Genomic DNA, 20,173 nt, shown 5'->3' with positions numbered 1-20,173 from the left:
AAGTCATAAAAATGGTACAAAAAAAGGCCTGTATCTTGTTGGATACAGGCCTTTTTTTTAAAATCCGTTACTTAGCAGCCTGCCCCAACAATGTTAATGTCGGTAATAATAATGGTTGTGGTCATTACTAGGTGGCTTACGTGCTGCATATCAAATTCTCTGCTTGTGCTTTACTCTACGTGTATCAATTTTTACCACTGGACGTCAATGAAAAGTTGCGTTTTTTTTACATTCGCACCGTTTTTCAGAGCAAACCGTCATTTAAGGGATAAAACACCCTGTATAAACCTTCACTTAAGATACTGGATTTACTCATTGAACAGGCAAGAGTGATCAATTGCATATATAGTCATAACAAAATGCTATATCGATTGTGCAGCGAAAGTACAAGTTCTGTGCTTTAATTGAACGATAACGTTCGAAGAACAATAATAATGACATCAGGAGTGGGAAATGAAGAGATTACTTATTCTTTTGGCTTTTGCTATGCCTGTTGTTTGTTCAGCGAATAGCTTGCCTCTACTACCCAGCCAGATCGATAGTTCTTCTCATAAATTCTTTATCTCCACACAAAACGCGTCGAGTGAAAGCTTCGATACTTGGAAGATAGACAGTGGCTACTCTTATAGCTTGTTTTCAGATGTGGATCTTTACGTCGGTACACGTATCAATAGTGCGGCACTGAAACAGGAAAGTGGATTCTTGAGTGGTGTCAGTTATCAGTTCTCAGAAAGAGTCTCTTTTAACAGTTCTCTACACACCTATAAAGACGAGACCGAAGACAATGAGAAATCGGTAGCCGCAGAGGTTTCCAGCCGAGTGCAACTAACAGATAACCTAGATTTGCATGCCACCCTTGATTATGAAGAGTGGCAGCAAGGTGTTGAAGTGGGACTAGGGTTTCGCTTTTAGTCTCTTTAGCTTGTTCTTTATTAACAGATTAGTGCGGATTGAGATCCAAACTTTTAGTACATCACAAACCATTCCCCGTTCTAATCTATCAACGGCATTCAATTTGAGTCAGTTACGATTCAATTAACAGCTCAGATGAAATTAACACGCCATTCCAATCGGCATAAATATAGTCACCAGGCTGAATCAGTTGATTATGTATAGAGAGTGTCACATTCACTTGGCCGACACCGCGTTTCTCTGTTTTGAATGGCGATGCACCTAACGCCTGAACGCCAAGGTCCATTTGCGACATCATGCCTACATCACGCACCGCACCGTTTACAATCACGCCTTCCCAACCGTTTTCTATCGCGAGAATAGCGAGTTGATCGCCAAGCAGCGCCTTCTGGCATGAGCCATTTCCGTCAACGACAAGCACTTTGCCACAGCCGTCGGTCTCTAAAACCTCGCGAACCTTGGAATTATCGTGATAACAACGAACTGTTACAATTTTTCCAAAGAACGCACCACGTTGGCCGAAGTTCTGCAATGGCATGTTCAGTAGGGTGACTTCGCTTTCAAACTCATCACACAAGTCGGGTGTTATATCGTGCATATATCCTCCGTGAGTAAGGCGTTACCGGTTATGTCAGGCTAGCCTCTATGCTTTTATATGTTATTAAAATTAATCCTTTGTTTTCATTGTTCTATGCTCAATTTATTACTCAATAAAAGTTGATTGAGCATATTTATCTACTAGACTCTTAAGACAGCTTTCAGCTTCCTTGGTTCATAATCCGGTCTTTAGCAGGCAAGATGTGCGAAGCATCTCGAATAATCATTCTTGTTTTGGTGCTAAATAGTCACCATAACATTGGTTAAGTTGTAGCCATACTATTAAAGTTTGTTGCGATACGGCAATTGATGTAAATCAACAAAGTGAATGGAATTAACATTCTCGCGTTGTTAGCATGCTGTTAACATTATAGAATCCACTCCAATCACTAAAAGAATGATTGAAAGGCGTACTGGATCTACGTTATTGGGCAATACTTCAAGGAAGGCAGATAGCTGGAAGTAAGTGTTTTTTTGAAAACTTTAAGTTATCATCAAAAATACATTACCTGTATGTTATGTTTTTGCCTAGAATTTATTCTATTAGCACAGTTTCGTCACAAATTTAGGTACCGCCAAATGCAAACCCCGCAGATTCTTATCGTTGAAGATGAGCAAGTAACTCGTAACACTCTAAAGAGTATTTTTGAAGCAGAGGGATATGCTGTTTTTGAGGCTAGCGACGGTGAAGAGATGCACCAAGTGCTATCTGACAACCAAGTTAACCTTGTAATTATGGACATCAACCTTCCAGGTAAGAATGGCCTACTACTTGCGCGTGAACTACGTGAGCAAGCAAACGTAGCGCTTATGTTCTTAACTGGTCGTGATAATGAAGTTGATAAGATCCTTGGCCTAGAGATCGGCGCTGATGACTACATCACTAAGCCTTTCAACCCTCGTGAACTGACTATCCGTGCACGCAACCTTCTGAACCGTTCAATGAGCACAAGCTCTGTTCAAGAAGAGAAGCGTAGCGTTGAGAAGTATGAGTTCAACGGTTGGGTACTAGATATCAACAGTCGTTCTCTGGTTAGCCCAGATGGCGAAGGCTACAAGCTACCTCGTTCAGAGTTCCGTGCTCTACTTCACTTCTGTGAGAACCCAGGTAAGATCCAAACACGTGCTGACCTTCTTAAGAAGATGACTGGCCGTGAGCTTAAGCCACACGATCGTACTGTAGACGTAACAATCCGTCGTATTCGTAAGCACTTTGAATCTGTTTCTGGTACGCCAGAAATCATCGCAACGATTCACGGTGAAGGCTACCGCTTTTGTGGTGACCTAGAAGACTAATTCGATTCGCGCCTCTTACCATTTAGCACTACTCACCAGTAAGTGTTTTGAACACTAGAAGCGTCATCAATAGTTATTAAAAAGGGAGAATGCCAACGCATTCTCCCTTTTTTATTGTTCTTAATTGGATAAGATTTTAGTAAACCGTATCCACCTTAACGTCTTTCTCTACTAACCACTTCACGGTTTCGCCATCTTTAAGTTCCACCGCCACATCAACAGGCTTGTCACTGTCGATTTCTAGCTGCCATACAAACGCGACTTCCCATTGAGTTTCACTGTGTGTTCTTAAATCAAGATCGTCAGCCGTTACCAACAAGGTGTCTGCACCCTGTTTAACCGTAACACTTTCAACCGCAAGCGTTGCTGGCAGTTGTGAGTCTGACTCTAGGTAGATAGCACCATGTAGGGTCTTATCTTGAGTCTCGCCAATCGTTGGCATCTTGTTGTGCCAAAGGTTGCTTTTCATGGTAACTATTGCTGCAGATACTTCGACTTGATTATCTTGCTGCCATTCTACTTGTGGCGCAGAACAACCCGCTAATGCCACTACACATGCGGCGAATGCTAATTTTTTCATTATTCTTCTACCTTTGATTTAACCAACTCTTTAAAACTTCAATGTCATTCTGGTATTCGTTATTTATCTCATCAACCCAATCTGAAATGTTCTCCCACCACGCAGGCAAATCTGGAGATTGAGCTTTCTGGGCAACTTGTTGGATGCGTTTCAGACCAATAGAACCTGCAGCACCTTTAATCTTATGTGCCTCAGAAACGATACTGGCTTTATCTTTCGCGACCATGTTGGAGTTCAATATTTCCATATACTCCGGCATCATATCTTCGAACATCGCGATGCTATCCAAAACCGGTTTCGATCCAACAATATCAACATAAGACTCTAGCATATCAATATCAAGCAAAGTGGTATCAATTTCTGAAAGAAAAGGCTTACTCGCGTCGACTTTATCAATGCTCTCAACCTTATCGGTGCCCGCTACCTTCTCAATTACCTCTGGTGCATCTTCGATAAGTTCACTGATGACATCTTGGATAGCTCGAACCGACAAAGGTTTACTGATCGCTTCGTCCATGCCTTTCTGGAAGTACTCTTGCTTGTTGTTTAATACGTTCGCAGTTAACGCCACCAAAGGCGGTAGCTGGCTGTATTTCTCGCGGTAGTATTGAGCAATATCGAAACCCGTCATATCTGGCAGTTGGATATCCAACAACACCAAATCATAGTCTTCAGGATTGAAAGCAATTTGCGCCTCTTTACCCGTCATCACGACTGTCACTTCATGGCCAAGGCTTTCAAGTAGAGAGCGAGCCACTGTGATATTGAGTTCAATGTCTTCGACCATAAAGATCTTAAGATTCGACTGTTTTCTTGGCGTTTTGATCAGAGCCTGAGTATCGTGATTCACTGGAACTCGAATCGAAACCGTAAAGGTACTGCCAAAGCCCTCTTCACTGATGACTTCAATGTGGCCATCCATCATATTAATTAGCTGTTGAGAGACAGCGAGACCAATACCCGTGCCGACAGCGTGCAAGTTGTCCGTGCCCGATTTCACCTGATAGTACATCGCGAAGATCTTCTCGATTTCACTTTCAGGGATACCAATACCAGTATCTTCCACTTCCATCGTAATGTTGGCAAAGTCACCATCAATGTCGGCGCTGACTGTCATCACCACTCCACCATCTTTGGTGAACTTCATCGCGTTACTAACAAGGTTCCACAGTACCTGTCTAAGACGAGTACCATCCACCTCAACAGCAGCTGGAAGATCAGACAATCTTTCTAGATCGAACCTTAACCCTTTCTGCTCAGCCATCAACGCAGAGATACTTTCGATCTCGACAACGAAATCTTCAAAGTTAATAGGCGTAGGGAAGAGTTCAAGCTTACGGCGGTCGAACTTATCCATATCAATAATATCGTTGAAGATATTACCCAGTGTCACCGCGCTCACCTTGATGGTTTGCATCTGCTTGCGCTGTTCGGTGGTCAGTTGGCTATCAAGCAGCATGCGGCTCAAGCCAATGATGCCGTTGAGCGGCGTTCTTAACTCGTGGCTAATAGTTGAGATAAAGGTGGTCTTATCGCGGCTGGCTTTTTCTAACGACTCTTGATGCTCTTTACGTTCAGTAATATCGCGGCCAAAACCAACCAAGCCCAAGTGACGACCATCTTTGCTGTAGAAAGGCACTTTACGCAGTTCGAAGTAACTCTTGCGGCCATCTGGGTATTCAAGCCATTGGTCATAAGTCAGTGCTTGGTTGTCAGCAAATACTTTCTTATCGGTTTCAACAACTTGCTGAGCGACCTCTTTACTGTAAACATCCCAAGGAGTTAAACCAACTAGCTCTTTTTCTGTTTTACCAGTGAGCTCTTCAACCGCACGGTTACAACCAGAGAACACACCATCTTCATTACGGTAGTAAATAAGGTCAGGCGAGGCATCGATAAACGAGCGTAACAGTGCAGTACGTTCTGCGAGTTCAAGCTGAGTACGCTCGCGCTGGAACACCTCGTTTTCGAGATCTTGCATTGCTTCTGCGCGCGCTTCTTCCGCTTTTTCACGCTCTTCAATTTCTTGATTAAGCTTCTCGATATTGAGCTGCATTTTATTGTTGAGTTCTTGGTCTCGCTCACGCATGTCGCCAAGTTTAGAGACCAATTTCGCTAACCTTTGACGTGATTCTTCCAACTGGTCCACGACCACTGACAGAAAATAAACCGCCCAAGGCGTGATCACTAAACCGAAGAAAACTGAACGGACAATGTCGATGTCATCAACATTGCCTTTGAGTGCAAGGGTGATACCGACTTGCACAACAACAGCGAGGGCAACAAGCGCTAGGGCGAGTAAGATAGAAAAGCGGACAATCCCCAGTTTTACGAGTAGATCCACGTAATACTGGGCAAGATTTTTCATGGGTTTCATTTAGCGCTCCATGCGATAAGACTAGCAACATTCTACCCTGTTTGAAGATGGGAGGTAAGCTAGCTACATCACACGCAGCAAGTGTTCAGCGGTAATTTCGAAGGTTAATTAACCAATACAAATACTAACTAAGCAAAAATAGCCGGGGATAATCAAATTGCCAATTTTATAGCGTTAGCGAATTGAGTATGGATGCACCATTGAACGGTTGCGACCGTCTGATTTCGCTTGATACAACGCACTATCAGCCAAGGCAACAGCCGATTCCATTTCATCATCAGGTGTAGGAATGTAAGAGATAATACCAATACTCACCGTGATGAATTCAGAGACTGTCGACTTCTCATGCGCAAGTTCCAATTTTAGGACTTCATCATGAATACGCTGCGCCACTAGCTGAGCACCTTCGGTCGTTGTATTTGGCAGAATAAAGCCGAACTCTTCACCACCATAACGAGCCACACAATCAGATGAACGATTCAACACCTGCTTAAATGCCTGAGAAACCTGAATCAAAGCATCATCGCCTTGTTGGTGTCCGTAAAAGTCGTTGTAGCCTTTAAAGAAGTCGATATCACATAGCATGATCGTCAGTGGCAGCTTCTCACGCACATGATAATGCCACAGTGTAGAGAGCTGTTCATCGAAACGACGTCGGTTAGACACTTTAGTCAGGCTATCCATAAAGCTGAGGCGTTCAAGTTCAAGGTTGGCTTCTTCAAGCTTTTGTTCTGCTAGATAACGCTCTGTAATATCACGCGCCATGATCAACACACCATTAGTGCTCGATGCTGGATCTCTAAACGGTGATTTGACTACATCATACCAAGTAAATGTTCCATCACTTGAGACCACTTTGTCGATATAACGCAGTGATTTACTTTGATGAAGCACTTGATGATCGGTTTCTGATATTCGCGTATAGATGCTATGTGGCACCACATCTTGTAAACGTTTACCGATCAAGTCACTGACTTCAGAGATACCCAGCGCAGCCACAAATGGTTTATTACACGCTTGATAAACCATGTTTTCATTAAAGATACCAATCGAGTCTGGGCTGGCCTCCAGGAGGTTTTGCAAGATGGTGTCACGCTGCGCAAGTGCCACTTCGGTATCTTTTCGCTTCTCCATCTCGCCACGCAGTTTCTGCTGCATGTCATGCCAATCGGTCACATCATGACTAATAGAGAGCGTGCCGATGGTTTCTCCATCTTGGGAAAGCAGCACACTTTGGTAGGTTTCAAGCAAGCAGCTTTTTCCATCTTGATCTGTAGTCCAAGAGCGTTCACTTACACGACCTTTTAATACTCCACCAGAAACACTCAGGGTGCCCTCTTCAGCACGACCATGCCAAAACTTTTTAAACGAGCGATTACTCGTCACTAACTGACCTTTCTGATCTTTCACGTAGATCAGCTCAGACAAAGAATCCAAAGCGGTACGAGCAACATTCAGTTCTCGAACTTCTTGGGACAGTTCTTCGTTAGTGTTTTTATAAGGTGAGGCGTGAATCATCCAGGCCTGCTTATTTCTAAAATGGATCTTACGACCGATCAAGTTGATCTTGAACGACTCAAATTCAGAAAGCGCCCACAGGGAGACCTGCTCGAAGGCTCGAGAGTTGATGTGGTTGGTTAAGTAGTGACGAAAGCTGTTCTCGCTTTCCACAGTAGGAAAGCGAAAATTAACACCGATTTGGCGGATACCAAGCAACTGCATGGCTTGGCGATTGGCATAGAGTATTTCGCCACTTCGAACATCAACAAAGTAGAGTGGCGACGGGGTAGCAAGTAGAAGCGTTTCGATATGCGACTGATAACGAGAATAGAGATGCCAGCAGATGAGAGCAATCAGCAATACAACAACGATATAAATACCGTAGCCATACGCCCTGTCCCACAACCAAGTCATTACCAGTTCCATTTACTCTCAATCTATACCATAAAATCTGCTAGGGAAATGTTACCACTATTTATTGGTTTTATCTGCTGTTACCTACAGTCACCCATTTCTATTAATTGGCCGCGTTTAAAACAGGCAACGTGTACTCGAATGCAGAGCCCGTTTTGATGCCTTGAGCACCGGTTTTATCCAACGAACGACCTATTTCAGTCATCGCTAACCAGCGGTTCTCACACCATAAAGGAGAAAGTAAGGTTGGGCGTCTCGCCGCTGAAGAAACACGGTGATAAACCACGTCCGCAGGCGTGCGTTGAATGATCTCACTCGCGATATCGATGTACTCTTCAAGGCTTGGGGCTTCTAGCTTTCCGGCCTTCCACGCCTTAGCCATGGTACTGCCCTCTACTATATGAAGGCCGTGCAGCTTAATACCATCGGTGCCAACGGCTAATACCTTGTCTAAGGTTTCAAGGTTATCCGCTTTGGTTTCTTTTGGTAGGCCAACAATCAGATGAGTACACACCTTGATACCTAAAGCGCGTGCGCGTTGGGTGATCGTTTCATAAACTGCAAAATCGTGGCCGCGGTTAATTCGCTTGAGGGTTTTATCATTGGCGGTTTGCAGGCCAAGCTCGAGCCAAATCTCATAGCCTTGTTTAACGTAGCCCGCTAACAGATCCAACACCGCATCAGGCACACAGTCTGGTCGCGTACCAACACAAAGGCCGACGATCTCTGCACCGGGTGCTTTTAGCGCCTCTTCATACATATTCTTGAGCACTTGCACCTCAGCATAAGTGCTGGTGTACGCCTGAAAGTAAGCCAGATACTTCTTAGCACGAGCAATTTCACCCGCACGATCTTTTAGTTGTTCTGCAATACTCTGAACCTGAGTTTGTTCATCGGCAAAGGAAGCCACGTTACAAAACGTGCAACCTCCACGGCCAATTGTCCCGTCTCGGTTTGGGCAGCTGAAACCACCATGAAGCGTCAGCTTGTGAACCTTCTCGCCATAACGGCGTTGAAGGTCTTGGCCGATAGTATTGACCAACTCGTGTAATTGCATATTTTCAAAGCACTCAAGTAAATAAGAATGAATATCAGTCTTTTTTGAAAAAAAATTACATCCCTGCAAAATTCGACCAATTAGTTTACTCAAGGCTTTTTGCGAGCAACCTAACAAATATCAATAAACATGCAAAAAATCGGCTCTATTTGCCTAATGTTGCACATTTGTTAGGCATTAAATTCAAAATAAAACGAAAAAAATGGTCTACATGGGTCAACTTTCATTGCAATTCGCCTAGACAAAATTGTAGGATACTTACACATATTGGCTATTTTTGAGTATTTACTTACAACGAAAACTTGCTAATAAGTCGGTGATATCTAACTCCCACCTATATAAACCACTAGTTTGTGGTTAAAAATAAACAGGTATCACTAAGGATTGTTTTTCTCGCAATACTTTTCCTGCGAGATACGGAAAGGATTCAAACCGCCAGCATAGGCAGGTTTAGACCCATAAATATAAAAGGACAAGGCTGACTTTATACAAATAAGTTGCGCCTAGATTTAACTGGAAGGATGTATCTATGGTAGATCAAGAGCAGAACTCACAGGGTCTGTATACTCCTGAATTGGAGCATGACGCTTGTGGTATCGGTTTTGTTGCGCATCTAAAGAATCGCAAATCTCATGATGTAGTAACTCAAGCACTCGATATGCTTGCACGTATGGAACACCGTGGCGGCCAAGGCTGCGATCCGTGTTCTGGTGATGGTGCAGGTATCCTGCTACAGAAGCCGCACGAATTCTTACTAGAAGAAGCCGTAAAGCTTGGAATTAAGCTGCCATCTTTTGAAAAATATGGTGTTGGTGTTGTACTTTTCCCTAAAGATGAACACAAACGTGCACAGTGTCGTGACATTCTAGAACGCAATGCACAACGCCTTGAGTTAGAAGTTATCGGTTACCGTGAACTTCCAACGGACAATTCAATGATTGGTGCTGACCCACTAAGCACTGAACCTCAATTTGAACACGTATTTATTTCTGGCGGCCCTGGTATCACACCAGAAGAGCTTGAGCGTAAACTGTATGTTCTACGTAACTACACGGTTCGTGTATGCCTAGAAAGCGTTTCAAATATCGGTGATGACTTCTACATCAACTCTATGTCTTACAAGACATTGGTGTACAAAGGTCAGCTAACAACTGAACAAGTTCCTCAGTACTTCCTAGATCTGCAAAACCCAACCATGGTGACAGCTCTAGCACTAGTACACTCTCGCTTCTCTACCAATACATTCCCACGTTGGCGTCTAGCTCAGCCTTTCCGTTACATCGCGCACAATGGCGAAATCAATACGGTTCGCGGCAACCTGAACTGGATGAAAGCACGTGAAGCAATCCTAGAATCGGATCTGTTTACACAAGCTGAAATCGACATGCTGCTTCCTATCTGTCAGGAAGGTAGTTCGGATTCATCAAACTTCGATATGGCACTGGAACTACTTGTTCTTTCAGGTCGTACTCTGCCACACGCGTTGATGATGATGATCCCGGAAGCATGGCAAGAAAACAAAAACATGGATCCAACTCGTCGTGCGTTCTACCAGTACCACGCGAACGTAATGGAACCATGGGATGGCCCAGCATCAGTATGTTTCACCGATGGTGTTCAAGTAGGTGCAACACTTGACCGTAACGGTCTGCGTCCTTCTCGCTACACAGTAACTAAAGACGACTTCCTAGTAATGGCGTCTGAGTCTGGTGTTGTTGAGATTGCACCTGAAAACGTTGAGTACCGTGGTCGTCTACAACCAGGTCGTATCTTCGTTGCTGACCTTGAGCAAGGCCGCATCATTTCTGATGAAGAAGTGAAAGACAGCATTGCTAAAGCACAACCTTACGAAAAGTGGGTTGAAGAGAACCTTCTGAGCCTGAAAAAGCTACCGGATGCGAGCAACGAATTTAGCCAACCTTCTCCAGAGAAACTACTACACAAACAACAATCGTTTGGCGTGAGTTCTGAAGAAGTAAACGAAATCATTCTACCTCTTGCGAAAACAGGCTACGAGCCACTTTCTGCAATGGGTGCTGACTGGCCGCTAGCGATTCTTTCTCACCAATCGCAGCACCTTTCAAACTACTTCAAACAGTTGTTTGCACAAGTAACTAACCCGCCGATCGACCCGATTCGTGAGCGCATGGTTATGTCTCTGAACACTTACCTAGGTAAAGACCAGAACTTACTTGCTGAAACACCTGAGCACTGTCAAAAAGTAGAACTTGAGTCTCCAGTACTGTCTAACTCTGAGTTAGAAAAACTGCGTGCAATCGATAACGAGCACCTTCAGGCGAAGACGCTGGATATCGTATTCCAAGCAAATGGCGACCAAGGTAAGTTAGAGCGCGCACTTAAGCGTATCTGCCAATACGCAGAAGACGCAGTGATTGATGGCTACTCTATCATCCTACTGACAGACCGTGCGGTTAACTCTAACCATGCCGCTATTCCAGCAATGCTGGCGGTTGGCGCGGTTCACCACCACCTAATCCGTAAAGGTCTACGTGCTAAGTGTGACATCGTTGTTGAAACGGGCGACGCTCGTGAGACACACCACTTTGCAACGCTTATCGGTTATGGTGCAAACGCAGTTAACCCATACCTAGTTATTGAAACGATTGTTGAACTGCAACGTACTAAGAAGCTAGATCCAAACGTACACCCACGTGAGTTATTCGATAACTACCGTAAAGGTGTTAACGGCGGTCTACTTAAGATCTTCTCTAAGATGGGGATCTCTACGCTGCAGTCTTACCACGGTGCACAAATCTTTGAAGCACTTGGTGTTAGCAAATCAGTGGTTGAAAAATACTTCACAGGTACTGTTTCTCGTATCCAAGGTCTAACGATCGACGATATCGCGCGAGAAGTATTGGTTCGTCACCGTGTTGGTTACCCAGCTCGTGAAATTCCAGCTCAGATCCTTGATGTTGGTGGTGTTTACCAGTGGAAACAACGTGGTGAGAAACACTTATTCAACCCAGAAACGATTTCTCTACTTCAAGAATCGACGCGTAACAAAGATTACGGTCAGTTCAAGAAGTACGCAAAAGCAGTTGATGACCAAGGCGACAACGCAGCAACGCTACGTAGCCAACTGGACTTCATCAAGAACCCTGCAGGCTCTATTCCTCTAGCAGAAGTAGAACCAATCGAGAACATTCTTAAGCGTTTCGCAACCGGCGCAATGAGCTTTGGTTCAATCTCGCATGAGGCTCACTCAACACTGGCTGTTGCGATGAACCGCATTGGCGCGAAATCAAACTCAGGTGAAGGTGGTGAAGATCCAGCACGTTTCGAACGTAAAGAAAACGGCGACTGGGAACGTTCAGCAATCAAACAGGTGGCTTCTGGTCGCTTTGGTGTAACGTCTTACTACCTATCTAACGCTGATGAGCTACAAATCAAGATGGCTCAAGGTGCGAAACCGGGCGAAGGTGGTCAACTACCTGGTGATAAGGTTGATGACTGGATCGGCGCGACGCGTCACTCGACTCCAGGCGTAGGTCTAATCTCACCACCGCCACACCACGATATCTACTCAATCGAAGATTTGGCTCAGCTAATCTACGATCTGAAAAACGCGAACCGTAACGGCCGTGTCAACGTGAAGCTAGTATCAGAAGCTGGTGTAGGTACGATTGCATCAGGTGTAGCAAAAGCGAAAGCTGACGTAGTACTTATCGCAGGTTTCGATGGTGGTACGGGTGCATCTCCGATGTCTTCTATCCGTCACACTGGTCTGCCTTGGGAACTGGGTCTAGCAGAAACGCACCAAACACTACTGAAAAACGGCCTACGTAACCGTATCGTTGTTCAGTCTGATGGTCAGATGAAAACACCACGTGACCTTGCAGTAGCAACGTTACTTGGCGCGGAAGAATGGGGCGTAGCAACAGCAGCATTGGTTGTTGAAGGCTGTATCATGATGCGTAAGTGTCACAAGAATACCTGTCCTGTAGGTATCGCAACACAAAACAAAACTCTGCGTGAGCGTTTCGACGGCCGCGTAGAAGACGTAGTGACTTTCTTCCAATACATGGCTGAAGGTCTACGTGAAGTAATGGCTGAACTTGGCTTCCGCTCTATCGATGAGATGGTAGGTCAATCGCACAAACTTAAAGTTCGTGACGACATCGGCCACTGGAAGTACAAGAACCTAGATCTAACACCTGTACTGCACATTGAGCAGGCTCGTGAAGAAGATGGTATCTACAACCAGACACAACAAAACCACAACCTAGAAGACGTTCTAGACCGCAAGTTGATTCAAGCGGCAATTCCAGCGCTTGAGAAAGGTGAAGCTGTAAATGCGACTTTCCCAATCATCAACACGGACCGCTCAGCGGGTACCATGCTGTCGAACGAAATCTCGAAGGTTTACAAAGACCAAGGTTTACCACAACCAATGAACGTTAAGTTCCACGGTAGTGCTGGCCAATCTTTCGGTGCGTTCCTTGCGAAAGGCGTTAAGTTCGAAGTAGAAGGCGACGCGAACGATTACTGGGGTAAAGGTCTGTCTGGCGGTACTTTGGTTCTGTACCCAGATGCGAAGTCTTCTATCGTTGCTGAAGATAATATCGTGGTTGGTAACGTATGTTTCTACGGTGCAACCTCAGGTGAATCTTTCATTCGCGGTATGGCTGGTGAACGTTTCTGTGTTCGTAACTCAGGTGCGAAGGTTGTTGTTGAGGGCGTTGGTGACCACGGTTGTGAATACATGACTGGCGGTGTTGCCGTTATCCTTGGCTCAACAGGTCGTAACTTTGCTGCGGGTATGAGTGGCGGTGTCGCTTATGTTTGGGACAAAGCAGGTGACTTCGAAACCAAGCTTAACCCAGAACTTGTAGACCTAGATCCAATTGAACAAGAAGATAAAGATCTTCTACTAGATATGCTAACCAAGCACGTTGAATTCACAGGAAGTGAAGTTGCTCAGTCTTTCCTAGACAACTTTGAAGCAAGTGTTGCATCACTGATTAAAGTTATGCCACGCGACTACAAAGCAGTTCTTGAGAAGCGTAAAGCTGAAGCACAACAGGCACAAACGGAAGAAGTGGAGGCAGTATAATGGGTAAGCCTACTGGATTTTTAGAACACGGTCGCGAGCTTCCAAAGAAGCTCGACCCATCGGTTCGTATCGAAGACAACAAAGAGTTCGTACTTAACGAAGAGTTTGGTGACAAGATCAATACTCAAGCATCTCGTTGTATGGACTGTGGCGTACCTTTCTGTCACAGCGGTTGTCCAATTGGTAACATCATCCCAGAATTCAATGACGCGGTTTACCGTGACAGCTGGGAAGAGGCTTGGAACATCCTAAGCTCTACCAATAACTTCCCTGAGTTTACGGGTCGTGTGTGTCCTTCTCCTTGTGAGAGTGCTTGTGTACTAGGTATTAACCAAGACCCAATCACTATCTGTAATATCGAGAAAACGATTGTAGAAACTGCGTACCGTGAAGGGTACGCAAAACCAAAAACACCTCGCTCTCGCACGGGTAAAACCGTAGCGATTGTTGGCTCTGGACCTGCAGGTCTAGCCGCAGCCGAGCAGCTAAACAGCGCTGGTCACTCAGTGACGGTATTTGAACGTGACGAAAAAGTTGGCGGTCTACTGCGTTTCGGTATCCCAGATTTCAAACTGGGTATGGACGTGATTGATCGTAAGATCAACCTAATGGCTGAAGCAGGCGTAGAGTTTAAAGTTAACCAACACATAGGTGTTGATGTTAACGCTCAGCAACTACGCCAAGAGTTTGATGTGGTATTGCTAACTGGTGGTTCTACGGTTCCACGTGACTTGCCAATCCCAGGTCGTGAGTTGAAAGGCGTTCACTTTGCCATGGAGTTCCTTGGTCAAAACAACCGCCGAGCTAACAACCTAGATCTTAAAACAGAAGAGATTCACGCTAAAGATAAGCACGTTGTGGTTATCGGTGGTGGTGATACTGGCTCTGACTGTGTGGGTACATCAAACCGTCACAAAGCAGCGAGCATTACTCAGGTTGAGATCATGCCGATACCACCAGAGAAGCGCCCAGCAAACATGCCATGGCCTCAATACCCAATGATCATGAAGACCACGACTTCTCACGAAGAAGGTTGTGAGCGTCACTGGAACATCTTAACCAAAGAGTTCATCGGTAACGATCAAGGTCAGGTGACGGGTCTACGTATCGCAGACATCGTATGGAAAGACGCAGCTCCTGGTGAGCGCCCTACTTTTGATGAAGTAGCAAACTCAGAGCGTGTTATTCCTTGTGACCAAGCATTCCTAGCGATGGGTTTCTTACACCCAGAGCCAACAGGTGTACTTGCTCAGCTTGATATCAAACTGGATGAGCGCGGTAACGTTGCTTCTGAAGGTTACGCAACCAACCAGAAAGGTGTTTTCGCTGCTGGTGATATGCGTACCGGTCAATCTCTAGTCGTTCGCTGCATTAACGAAGGTCGTGAATGTGCGATTGCCATTGATGACTTCTTAATGGGTAACTCAAACTTAGAAGCGAAAGCTGATTCACTCATGCTTTCCGCATAATATTTCTCGGGCTAACGTCAATGACGTTAGCCTAGAGGAAAAGCAACACCCTTCCTAACTTTTATATTTGGCTAGCACTCGATGCTAGCCTTTTTTCTATCTAGCCTTTCCCTCTCACAACTACTCCGCCACTATAAATGTTAAATATCATTAACATTTACCACTCATATCTAACTGATATCAATCGACTATTTTAGATTATTACGTGGTTAATCGCGTTTACGCATGATAATTAACCATGAACTTGACCTTAAACACAATTAGCTATACGTTGTAAAGCTGATGAAAATAAAATCAATCGGTTTTGTTAACACAACCAATAACGTTTTAACTGGCTAAAGCAAACTATCAGTTTATAAAAAACAACAAGTATATGAATAGTTAGTCATTTACTGTCTGGATGACAGAGAAGCAAAAGGGAGAATTGCAATGGCTCTATATGATCCTAGTCTTGAAAAAGACAACTGTGGATTTGGTTTAATAGCGCAAATGGAAGGCCAACCTAGTCATAAGTTGGTAAGAACTGCTATTTCAGCCCTCGATCGCATGACACACCGTGGTGGTATCGCTGCGGATGGTAAAACCGGGGATGGCTGTGGCTTATTACTACAGAAGCCTGACTCTTATCTCAGAATTATTGCTGAAGAGAATAACTTCAAGCTCGGCAAGCAATACGCTGTCGGCATGATTTTCTTCAGCCAAGATCCAATCAAAGCGCAATCCGCGCAAGACATCGTCAATAAAGAGCTCGCTCAAGAGACCTTAACGGTTGCAGGTTGGCGCGTAGTACCGACCAACACCGACGTATTAGGTCCGATTGCCAAAGATTCAGTTCCCAATATTCAGCAAGTGTTTATCTCGGCCCCCGCGGGTTGGCGTGAACGCGATATTGAACGACGCCTTTATATCGCTCGTCGCAGAATTGAAAAACAGATCACCGAAGACAAAGATTTCTATATTTGTAGCCTTTCGACACAAGTCATGGTTTACAAAGGTCTGTGTATGCCGGCCGATCTTCCGCGATTTTACCTCGATCTTGCAGACTTACGCATGGAATCGGCGATATGTCTGTTCCACCAGCGTTTCTCAACCAATACTCAGCCACGTTGGCCACTGGCTCAACCATTCCGCTATTTAGCGCACAATGGTGAGATCAATACCATTGAAGGTAACCGACAATGGGCTAAGGCTCGTGCCTATAAATTCTCTTCGCCGTTGCTGCCAGATTTACAAACCGCCGCACCCTTTGTGAATGAGACAGGCTCAGATTCATCAAGCCTAGATAACATGCTCGACCTGTTCCTTGCCGGTGGTATGGATGTGTTCCGAGCGATGCGCATGCTTGTGCCGCCCGCTTGGCAAAACCACCCAGATATGGACCCAGATCTACGTGCATTCTACGACTTCAACTCAAAGCACATGGAACCGTGGGATGGTCCTGCTGGTATCGTACTTTCAGATGGTCGTTACGCTGCGTGTAACCTAGATAGAAACGGCCTGCGTCCTGCGCGTTATGTGATTACCAAAGACAATCTAATCACGCTCGCATCAGAAGTCGGTATCTGGAACTACGCACCGGATGAAGTCGCAGAGAAAGGCCGTGTTGGCCCGGGCGAACTGTTGGTAATAGATACTCGCCGCGGCAAGCTATGGCAATCTAATGAGATCGACAATGACCTCAAAGGCCGCCACCCATATAAAGAGTGGATGGAAAAGAACGTTCACAAGTTAACGCCATTTTCTGCGCTGCAAGATGACCAAGTGGGTAAGCGTAGCTTTGACGATGATACGCTCAAGACCTACCAAAAACAGTTTGCGATGAGCAACGAAGAGTCCGACCAAGTGCTGCGTGTGCTTGGTGATATGGGGCAAGAAGCAGTGGGCTCAATGGGCGACGACACGCCAATGGCTGTGCTCTCTTCAAAAGAACGCTTGGTCACTGATTACTTCCGTCAAAAGTTTGCACAAGTCACCAACCCACCGATTGATCCACTGCGTGAAAAGCATGTTATGTCTTTAGCCACCAGTATCGGCCAAGAGATGAACGTGTTCTGCGAAACAGACGGTCACGCCTACCGTGTGACATTTAATTCGCCAGTTCTGGTCTACTCTGACATGCAGCAACTTCTGCAGTTAAATCAAAAACACTATGGCCACGCGATTCTTAGCATGCACTATGATCCTGCTGATAAAGATCTTGAACAAGCCATTAATGACTTGTGTGATCGTGCGGTGCAAGAGGTCCGTGATGGTGCTGTTTTGATTGTACTTTCAGACAAGCACTTAGAGAAAGGCAAGCTCCCGGTTCCAGCAGCGATGGCTGTCGGTGCCGTGCAAACTCGACTCGCAGACAACAACCTACGTTGTGATGCTAACATCGTGGTTGAGACAGCAACCGCACGTGACCCGCACCAATTTGCAGTTCTGCTTGGCTTCGGTGCAACCGCAGTTTATCCCTATCTCGCTTATGAAGCATTGGGCAAAATGTTGGACGATGGTTCTTTAAATAAAGACTATCGCACTGCATTGCAAAATTACCAAAACGGCATCAACAAAGGTCTGTATAAGATCATGTCGAAGATGGGTATCTCGACGATTGCTTCTTATCGCTGCTCGCAATTATTTGAGGCGGTCGGTTTGCATACCGATGTCGTTGACTTGTGTTTCCGAGGCGTAACGACTCGTATCCAAGGCGCTAGCTTTAGCGACTTCCAACAAGATATCTATAATCTATCTCGCAAAGCATGGACTAAGCGTAAACCACTGGAACATGGTGGCTTACTCAAATACGTACATGGCGGCGAATACCACGCCTACAACCCAGACGTAGTCAGTACCTTACAAACCGCCGTAAAGACAGGCGAAACATCAGATTATCAATCTTTTGCGAAGCAAGTTAATGCTCGTCCTGCTGCCATGTTGCGTGACTTAATGAGCCTTAAAAAAGCAGCTCAACCTCTAGCATTAGAAAAAGTCGAACCGAGCAGTGATCTCTTTAAACGCTTCGACTCTGCAGCCATGTCGATTGGTGCCTTAAGCCCTGAAGCTCATGAAGCACTGGCCATGGCGATGAACCGATTAGGAGGCTACTCCAACTCTGGTGAAGGTGGTGAAGATCCACGACGCTTTGGTACTGATCGTAATTCTCGCATCAAGCAGATAGCTTCCGGCCGTTTTGGTGTGACACCACATTACTTAACCAATGCGGATGTTCTGCAAATCAAAGTCGCACAAGGTGCGAAGCCGGGCGAAGGTGGCCAACTGCCGGGGCATAAAGTCACCGCAGAAATCGCCAAACTGAGATACTCAGTTCAAGGGGTAACACTGATCTCCCCTCCTCCGCACCACGATATTTATTCTATCGAGGATCTGGCGCAACTGATTTTCGATCTAAAACAAGTTAACCCGAAAGCCTTGGTTTCAGTGAAGTTAGTATCGGAACCGGGTGTGGGCACCATTGCTACTGGTGTGGCGAAAGCCTATGCCGACTTGATTACGATCTCCGGTTACGACGGTGGTACCGCGGCAAGCCCGCTGACCTCGGTAAAATACGCAGGTTGTCCTTGGGAGCTTGGCTTAGCGGAGACTCAACAAGCACTAGTCGCCAACGGCCTACGCCATAAGATCCGCTTGCAAGTCGATGGTGGTTTAAAAACCGGACTCGATGTTATCAAGGGCGCGATTCTCGGTGCTGAAAGCTTTGGTTTCGGTACGGCGCCAATGGTCGCGATGGGTTGTAAGTTCTTACGAATTTGTCACCTAAACAACTGTGCAACGGGCGTCGCGACTCAAGATGAAACACTACGCCGTGAATACTTCAAAGGCCTGCCAGACATGGTAGTGAACTACTTTACCGGCCTAGCCGACGAAGTTCGCCAGTACCTTGCAGAACTTGGAGTCGAAAAGCTCACAGACCTGATTGGTCGCACGGATCTACTTGAAGCCGTTCAAGGCCTCACAGCGAAACAGAGCAAACTTGATCTATCTTCAATACTCGAAGCTCCGGTATCTCCAGAAGGTCACCCACTGTTTTGGACCGAGCCAAACGCACCATTTGATAAAGCTCAGCTCAACCAACAGATACTTGATGATGCCATTGATGCGATTGAGAAACGTCAATCCACCAGCCTTTACTACAACGTAATCAACACCGATCGCTCGATTGGCGCTCGTATCTCTGGCGAAATAGCGAAACGCTACGGTAACCAAGGCATGGCTGGCTCACCAATTAAGTTGTACCTCGATGGTACAGCGGGCCAATCTTTTGCAGTTTGGAACGCGGGTGGCGTCGAGCTATATCTGACGGGTGATGCCAATGACTATGTCGGCAAAGGCATGGCTGGCGGCAAAGTAGTGATCAAACCTCACCAAGGCACAGCGTTTACTTGTAACGAAGCGACCATCATCGGCAATACCTGCTTGTATGGTGCGACCGGAGGCAAGCTGTTCGCTGCGGGTACTGCGGGCGAGCGTTTTGGCGTGCGTAACTCAGGCACCGTTGCCGTGATTGAAGGTGCAGGTGACAATGCCTGTGAATACATGACCGGTGGTATTGTTGCTATTCTTGGCGCAACCGGAGTGAACTTCGGCGCCGGTATGACAGGTGGGTTTGCTTATGTGATGGATAAGAATGAAGACTTCCAAGGCCGTGTAAACAACGAATCGGTCGAAGCACTTTCTCTGTCGGACCTATTTATCCACCAAGAACACCTGCGCGGCTTGATTGCGGAGCACTTAGAAGAGACTGGCTCAGTACACGCTGAAGCTATTCTGGCGAACTTTGATGAATGGATTCCAAAGTTCTACCTAGTGAAGCCGAAGACGGCGGATCTCAACACCTTGCTCGGTCACCAAAGCCGCAGCTCTGCTGAACTTCGTGTTCAAGCGCAATAAT

At 45.7% G+C, this 20,173-nt stretch carries 10 protein-coding genes, 1 pseudogene and 1 other annotated feature; of the genes and pseudogenes, 6 read left to right on the top strand and 5 right to left on the bottom strand.

Features of this window, described 5'->3' with window-relative positions:
* Positions 1-17: 17 nt before the first annotated feature.
* Positions 18-136, bottom strand: a sequence feature (Thr leader region).
* 317 nt (positions 137-453) lie between these two features.
* A complete protein-coding gene (locus AB6E78_RS05085) occupies positions 454-912 on the top strand; it encodes a hypothetical protein (RefSeq protein WP_017070076.1) in 459 nt (152 codons plus the stop codon).
* Positions 913-1,024: 112 nt separating this feature from the next.
* On the opposite strand, the gene AB6E78_RS05080 is transcribed toward AB6E78_RS05085, so the two are convergent.
* Positions 1,025-1,510, bottom strand: coding sequence for a putative 4-hydroxy-4-methyl-2-oxoglutarate aldolase (locus AB6E78_RS05080; RefSeq protein ID WP_017059310.1), 486 nt, complete (start codon positions 1,508-1,510; stop codon positions 1,025-1,027).
* A 47-nt stretch (positions 1,511-1,557) separates the two neighbouring features.
* On the opposite strand from AB6E78_RS05080, the pseudogene AB6E78_RS05075 reads away from it, so the two are divergent.
* Both AB6E78_RS05075 and arcA read left to right on the top strand, forming a co-directional pair.
* A pseudogene (locus tag AB6E78_RS05075) lies at positions 1,558-1,659 on the top strand (ribonuclease activity regulator protein RraA); the annotation flags it as partial.
* Between the two features lie 429 nt (positions 1,660-2,088).
* Positions 2,089-2,805, top strand: coding sequence for a two-component system response regulator ArcA (gene arcA, locus AB6E78_RS05070; RefSeq protein ID WP_004741534.1), 717 nt, complete (start codon positions 2,089-2,091; stop codon positions 2,803-2,805).
* Positions 2,806-2,941: 136 nt separating this feature from the next.
* On the opposite strand, the gene AB6E78_RS05065 is transcribed toward arcA, so the two are convergent.
* From AB6E78_RS05065 to AB6E78_RS05050, 4 genes are all read right to left on the bottom strand, one after another.
* Positions 2,942-3,385: a hypothetical protein gene (locus AB6E78_RS05065; RefSeq protein WP_372133764.1), complete on the bottom strand. Its 444-nt coding sequence runs from the start codon at positions 3,383-3,385 to the stop codon at positions 2,942-2,944.
* 7 nt (positions 3,386-3,392) lie between these two features.
* A complete protein-coding gene (arcB, locus tag AB6E78_RS05060; RefSeq protein WP_017072313.1) occupies positions 3,393-5,762 on the bottom strand; it encodes an aerobic respiration two-component sensor histidine kinase ArcB in 2,370 nt (789 codons plus the stop codon).
* Between the two features lie 174 nt (positions 5,763-5,936).
* Positions 5,937-7,688, bottom strand: coding sequence for a diguanylate cyclase domain-containing protein (locus AB6E78_RS05055; RefSeq protein ID WP_017059307.1), 1,752 nt, complete (start codon positions 7,686-7,688; stop codon positions 5,937-5,939).
* Between the two features lie 91 nt (positions 7,689-7,779).
* A complete protein-coding gene (locus AB6E78_RS05050; protein WP_017062887.1) occupies positions 7,780-8,733 on the bottom strand; it encodes a TIGR01212 family radical SAM protein in 954 nt (317 codons plus the stop codon).
* A 529-nt stretch (positions 8,734-9,262) separates the two neighbouring features.
* Between AB6E78_RS05050 and gltB (AB6E78_RS05045) the strand changes: the two genes are divergently transcribed.
* The 3 genes from gltB (AB6E78_RS05045) (at position 9,263) to gltB (AB6E78_RS05035) (ending at position 20,172) form a co-directional block, all read left to right on the top strand.
* Positions 9,263-13,810 (top strand): glutamate synthase large subunit, encoded by a 4,548-nt coding sequence (gene gltB / locus AB6E78_RS05045; RefSeq protein ID WP_372131532.1) that lies wholly within the window; start codon positions 9,263-9,265, stop codon positions 13,808-13,810.
* The gene (locus AB6E78_RS05040) at positions 13,810-15,279 is read left to right on the top strand and encodes a glutamate synthase subunit beta (RefSeq protein ID WP_061033364.1); all 1,470 of its coding nucleotides are present in this window, start codon (positions 13,810-13,812) and stop codon (positions 15,277-15,279) included. Before gltB (AB6E78_RS05045) ends, AB6E78_RS05040 begins: the two co-directional genes overlap by 1 nt.
* Positions 15,280-15,708: 429 nt before the next feature.
* A complete protein-coding gene (gene gltB / locus AB6E78_RS05035) occupies positions 15,709-20,172 on the top strand; it encodes a glutamate synthase large subunit (protein ID WP_372133763.1) in 4,464 nt (1,487 codons plus the stop codon).
* Position 20,173 lies beyond the last annotated feature (1 nt).

Origin of the sequence: Vibrio sp. 10N.247.310.98, from assembly GCF_041467395.1 — a bacterium.
GTDB classification, from domain to species: Bacteria; Pseudomonadota; Gammaproteobacteria; order Enterobacterales; family Vibrionaceae; genus Vibrio; species Vibrio crassostreae_C.
This window is presented reverse-complemented; position numbering and strand designations above follow the sequence as displayed.

Bases quoted from the DNA above. Each gene is read 5' to 3' on its own strand.
- AB6E78_RS05085 (WP_017070076.1), top strand. From the start codon at position 454: ATGAAGAGATTACTTATTCTTTTGGCTTTTGCTATGCCTGTTGTTTGT.
- AB6E78_RS05080 (WP_017059310.1), bottom strand. From the start codon at position 1,510: ATGCACGATATAACACCCGACTTGTGTGATGAGTTTGAAAGCGAAGTC.
- arcA (WP_004741534.1), top strand. From the start codon at position 2,089: ATGCAAACCCCGCAGATTCTTATCGTTGAAGATGAGCAAGTAACTCGT.
- AB6E78_RS05065 (WP_372133764.1), bottom strand. From the start codon at position 3,385: ATGAAAAAATTAGCATTCGCCGCATGTGTAGTGGCATTAGCGGGTTGT.
- arcB (WP_017072313.1), bottom strand. From the start codon at position 5,762: ATGAAACCCATGAAAAATCTTGCCCAGTATTACGTGGATCTACTCGTA.
- AB6E78_RS05055 (WP_017059307.1), bottom strand. From the start codon at position 7,688: ATGGAACTGGTAATGACTTGGTTGTGGGACAGGGCGTATGGCTACGGT.
- AB6E78_RS05050 (WP_017062887.1), bottom strand. From the start codon at position 8,733: ATGCAATTACACGAGTTGGTCAATACTATCGGCCAAGACCTTCAACGC.
- gltB (WP_372131532.1), top strand. From the start codon at position 9,263: ATGGTAGATCAAGAGCAGAACTCACAGGGTCTGTATACTCCTGAATTG.
- AB6E78_RS05040 (WP_061033364.1), top strand. From the start codon at position 13,810: ATGGGTAAGCCTACTGGATTTTTAGAACACGGTCGCGAGCTTCCAAAG.
- gltB (WP_372133763.1), top strand. From the start codon at position 15,709: ATGGCTCTATATGATCCTAGTCTTGAAAAAGACAACTGTGGATTTGGT.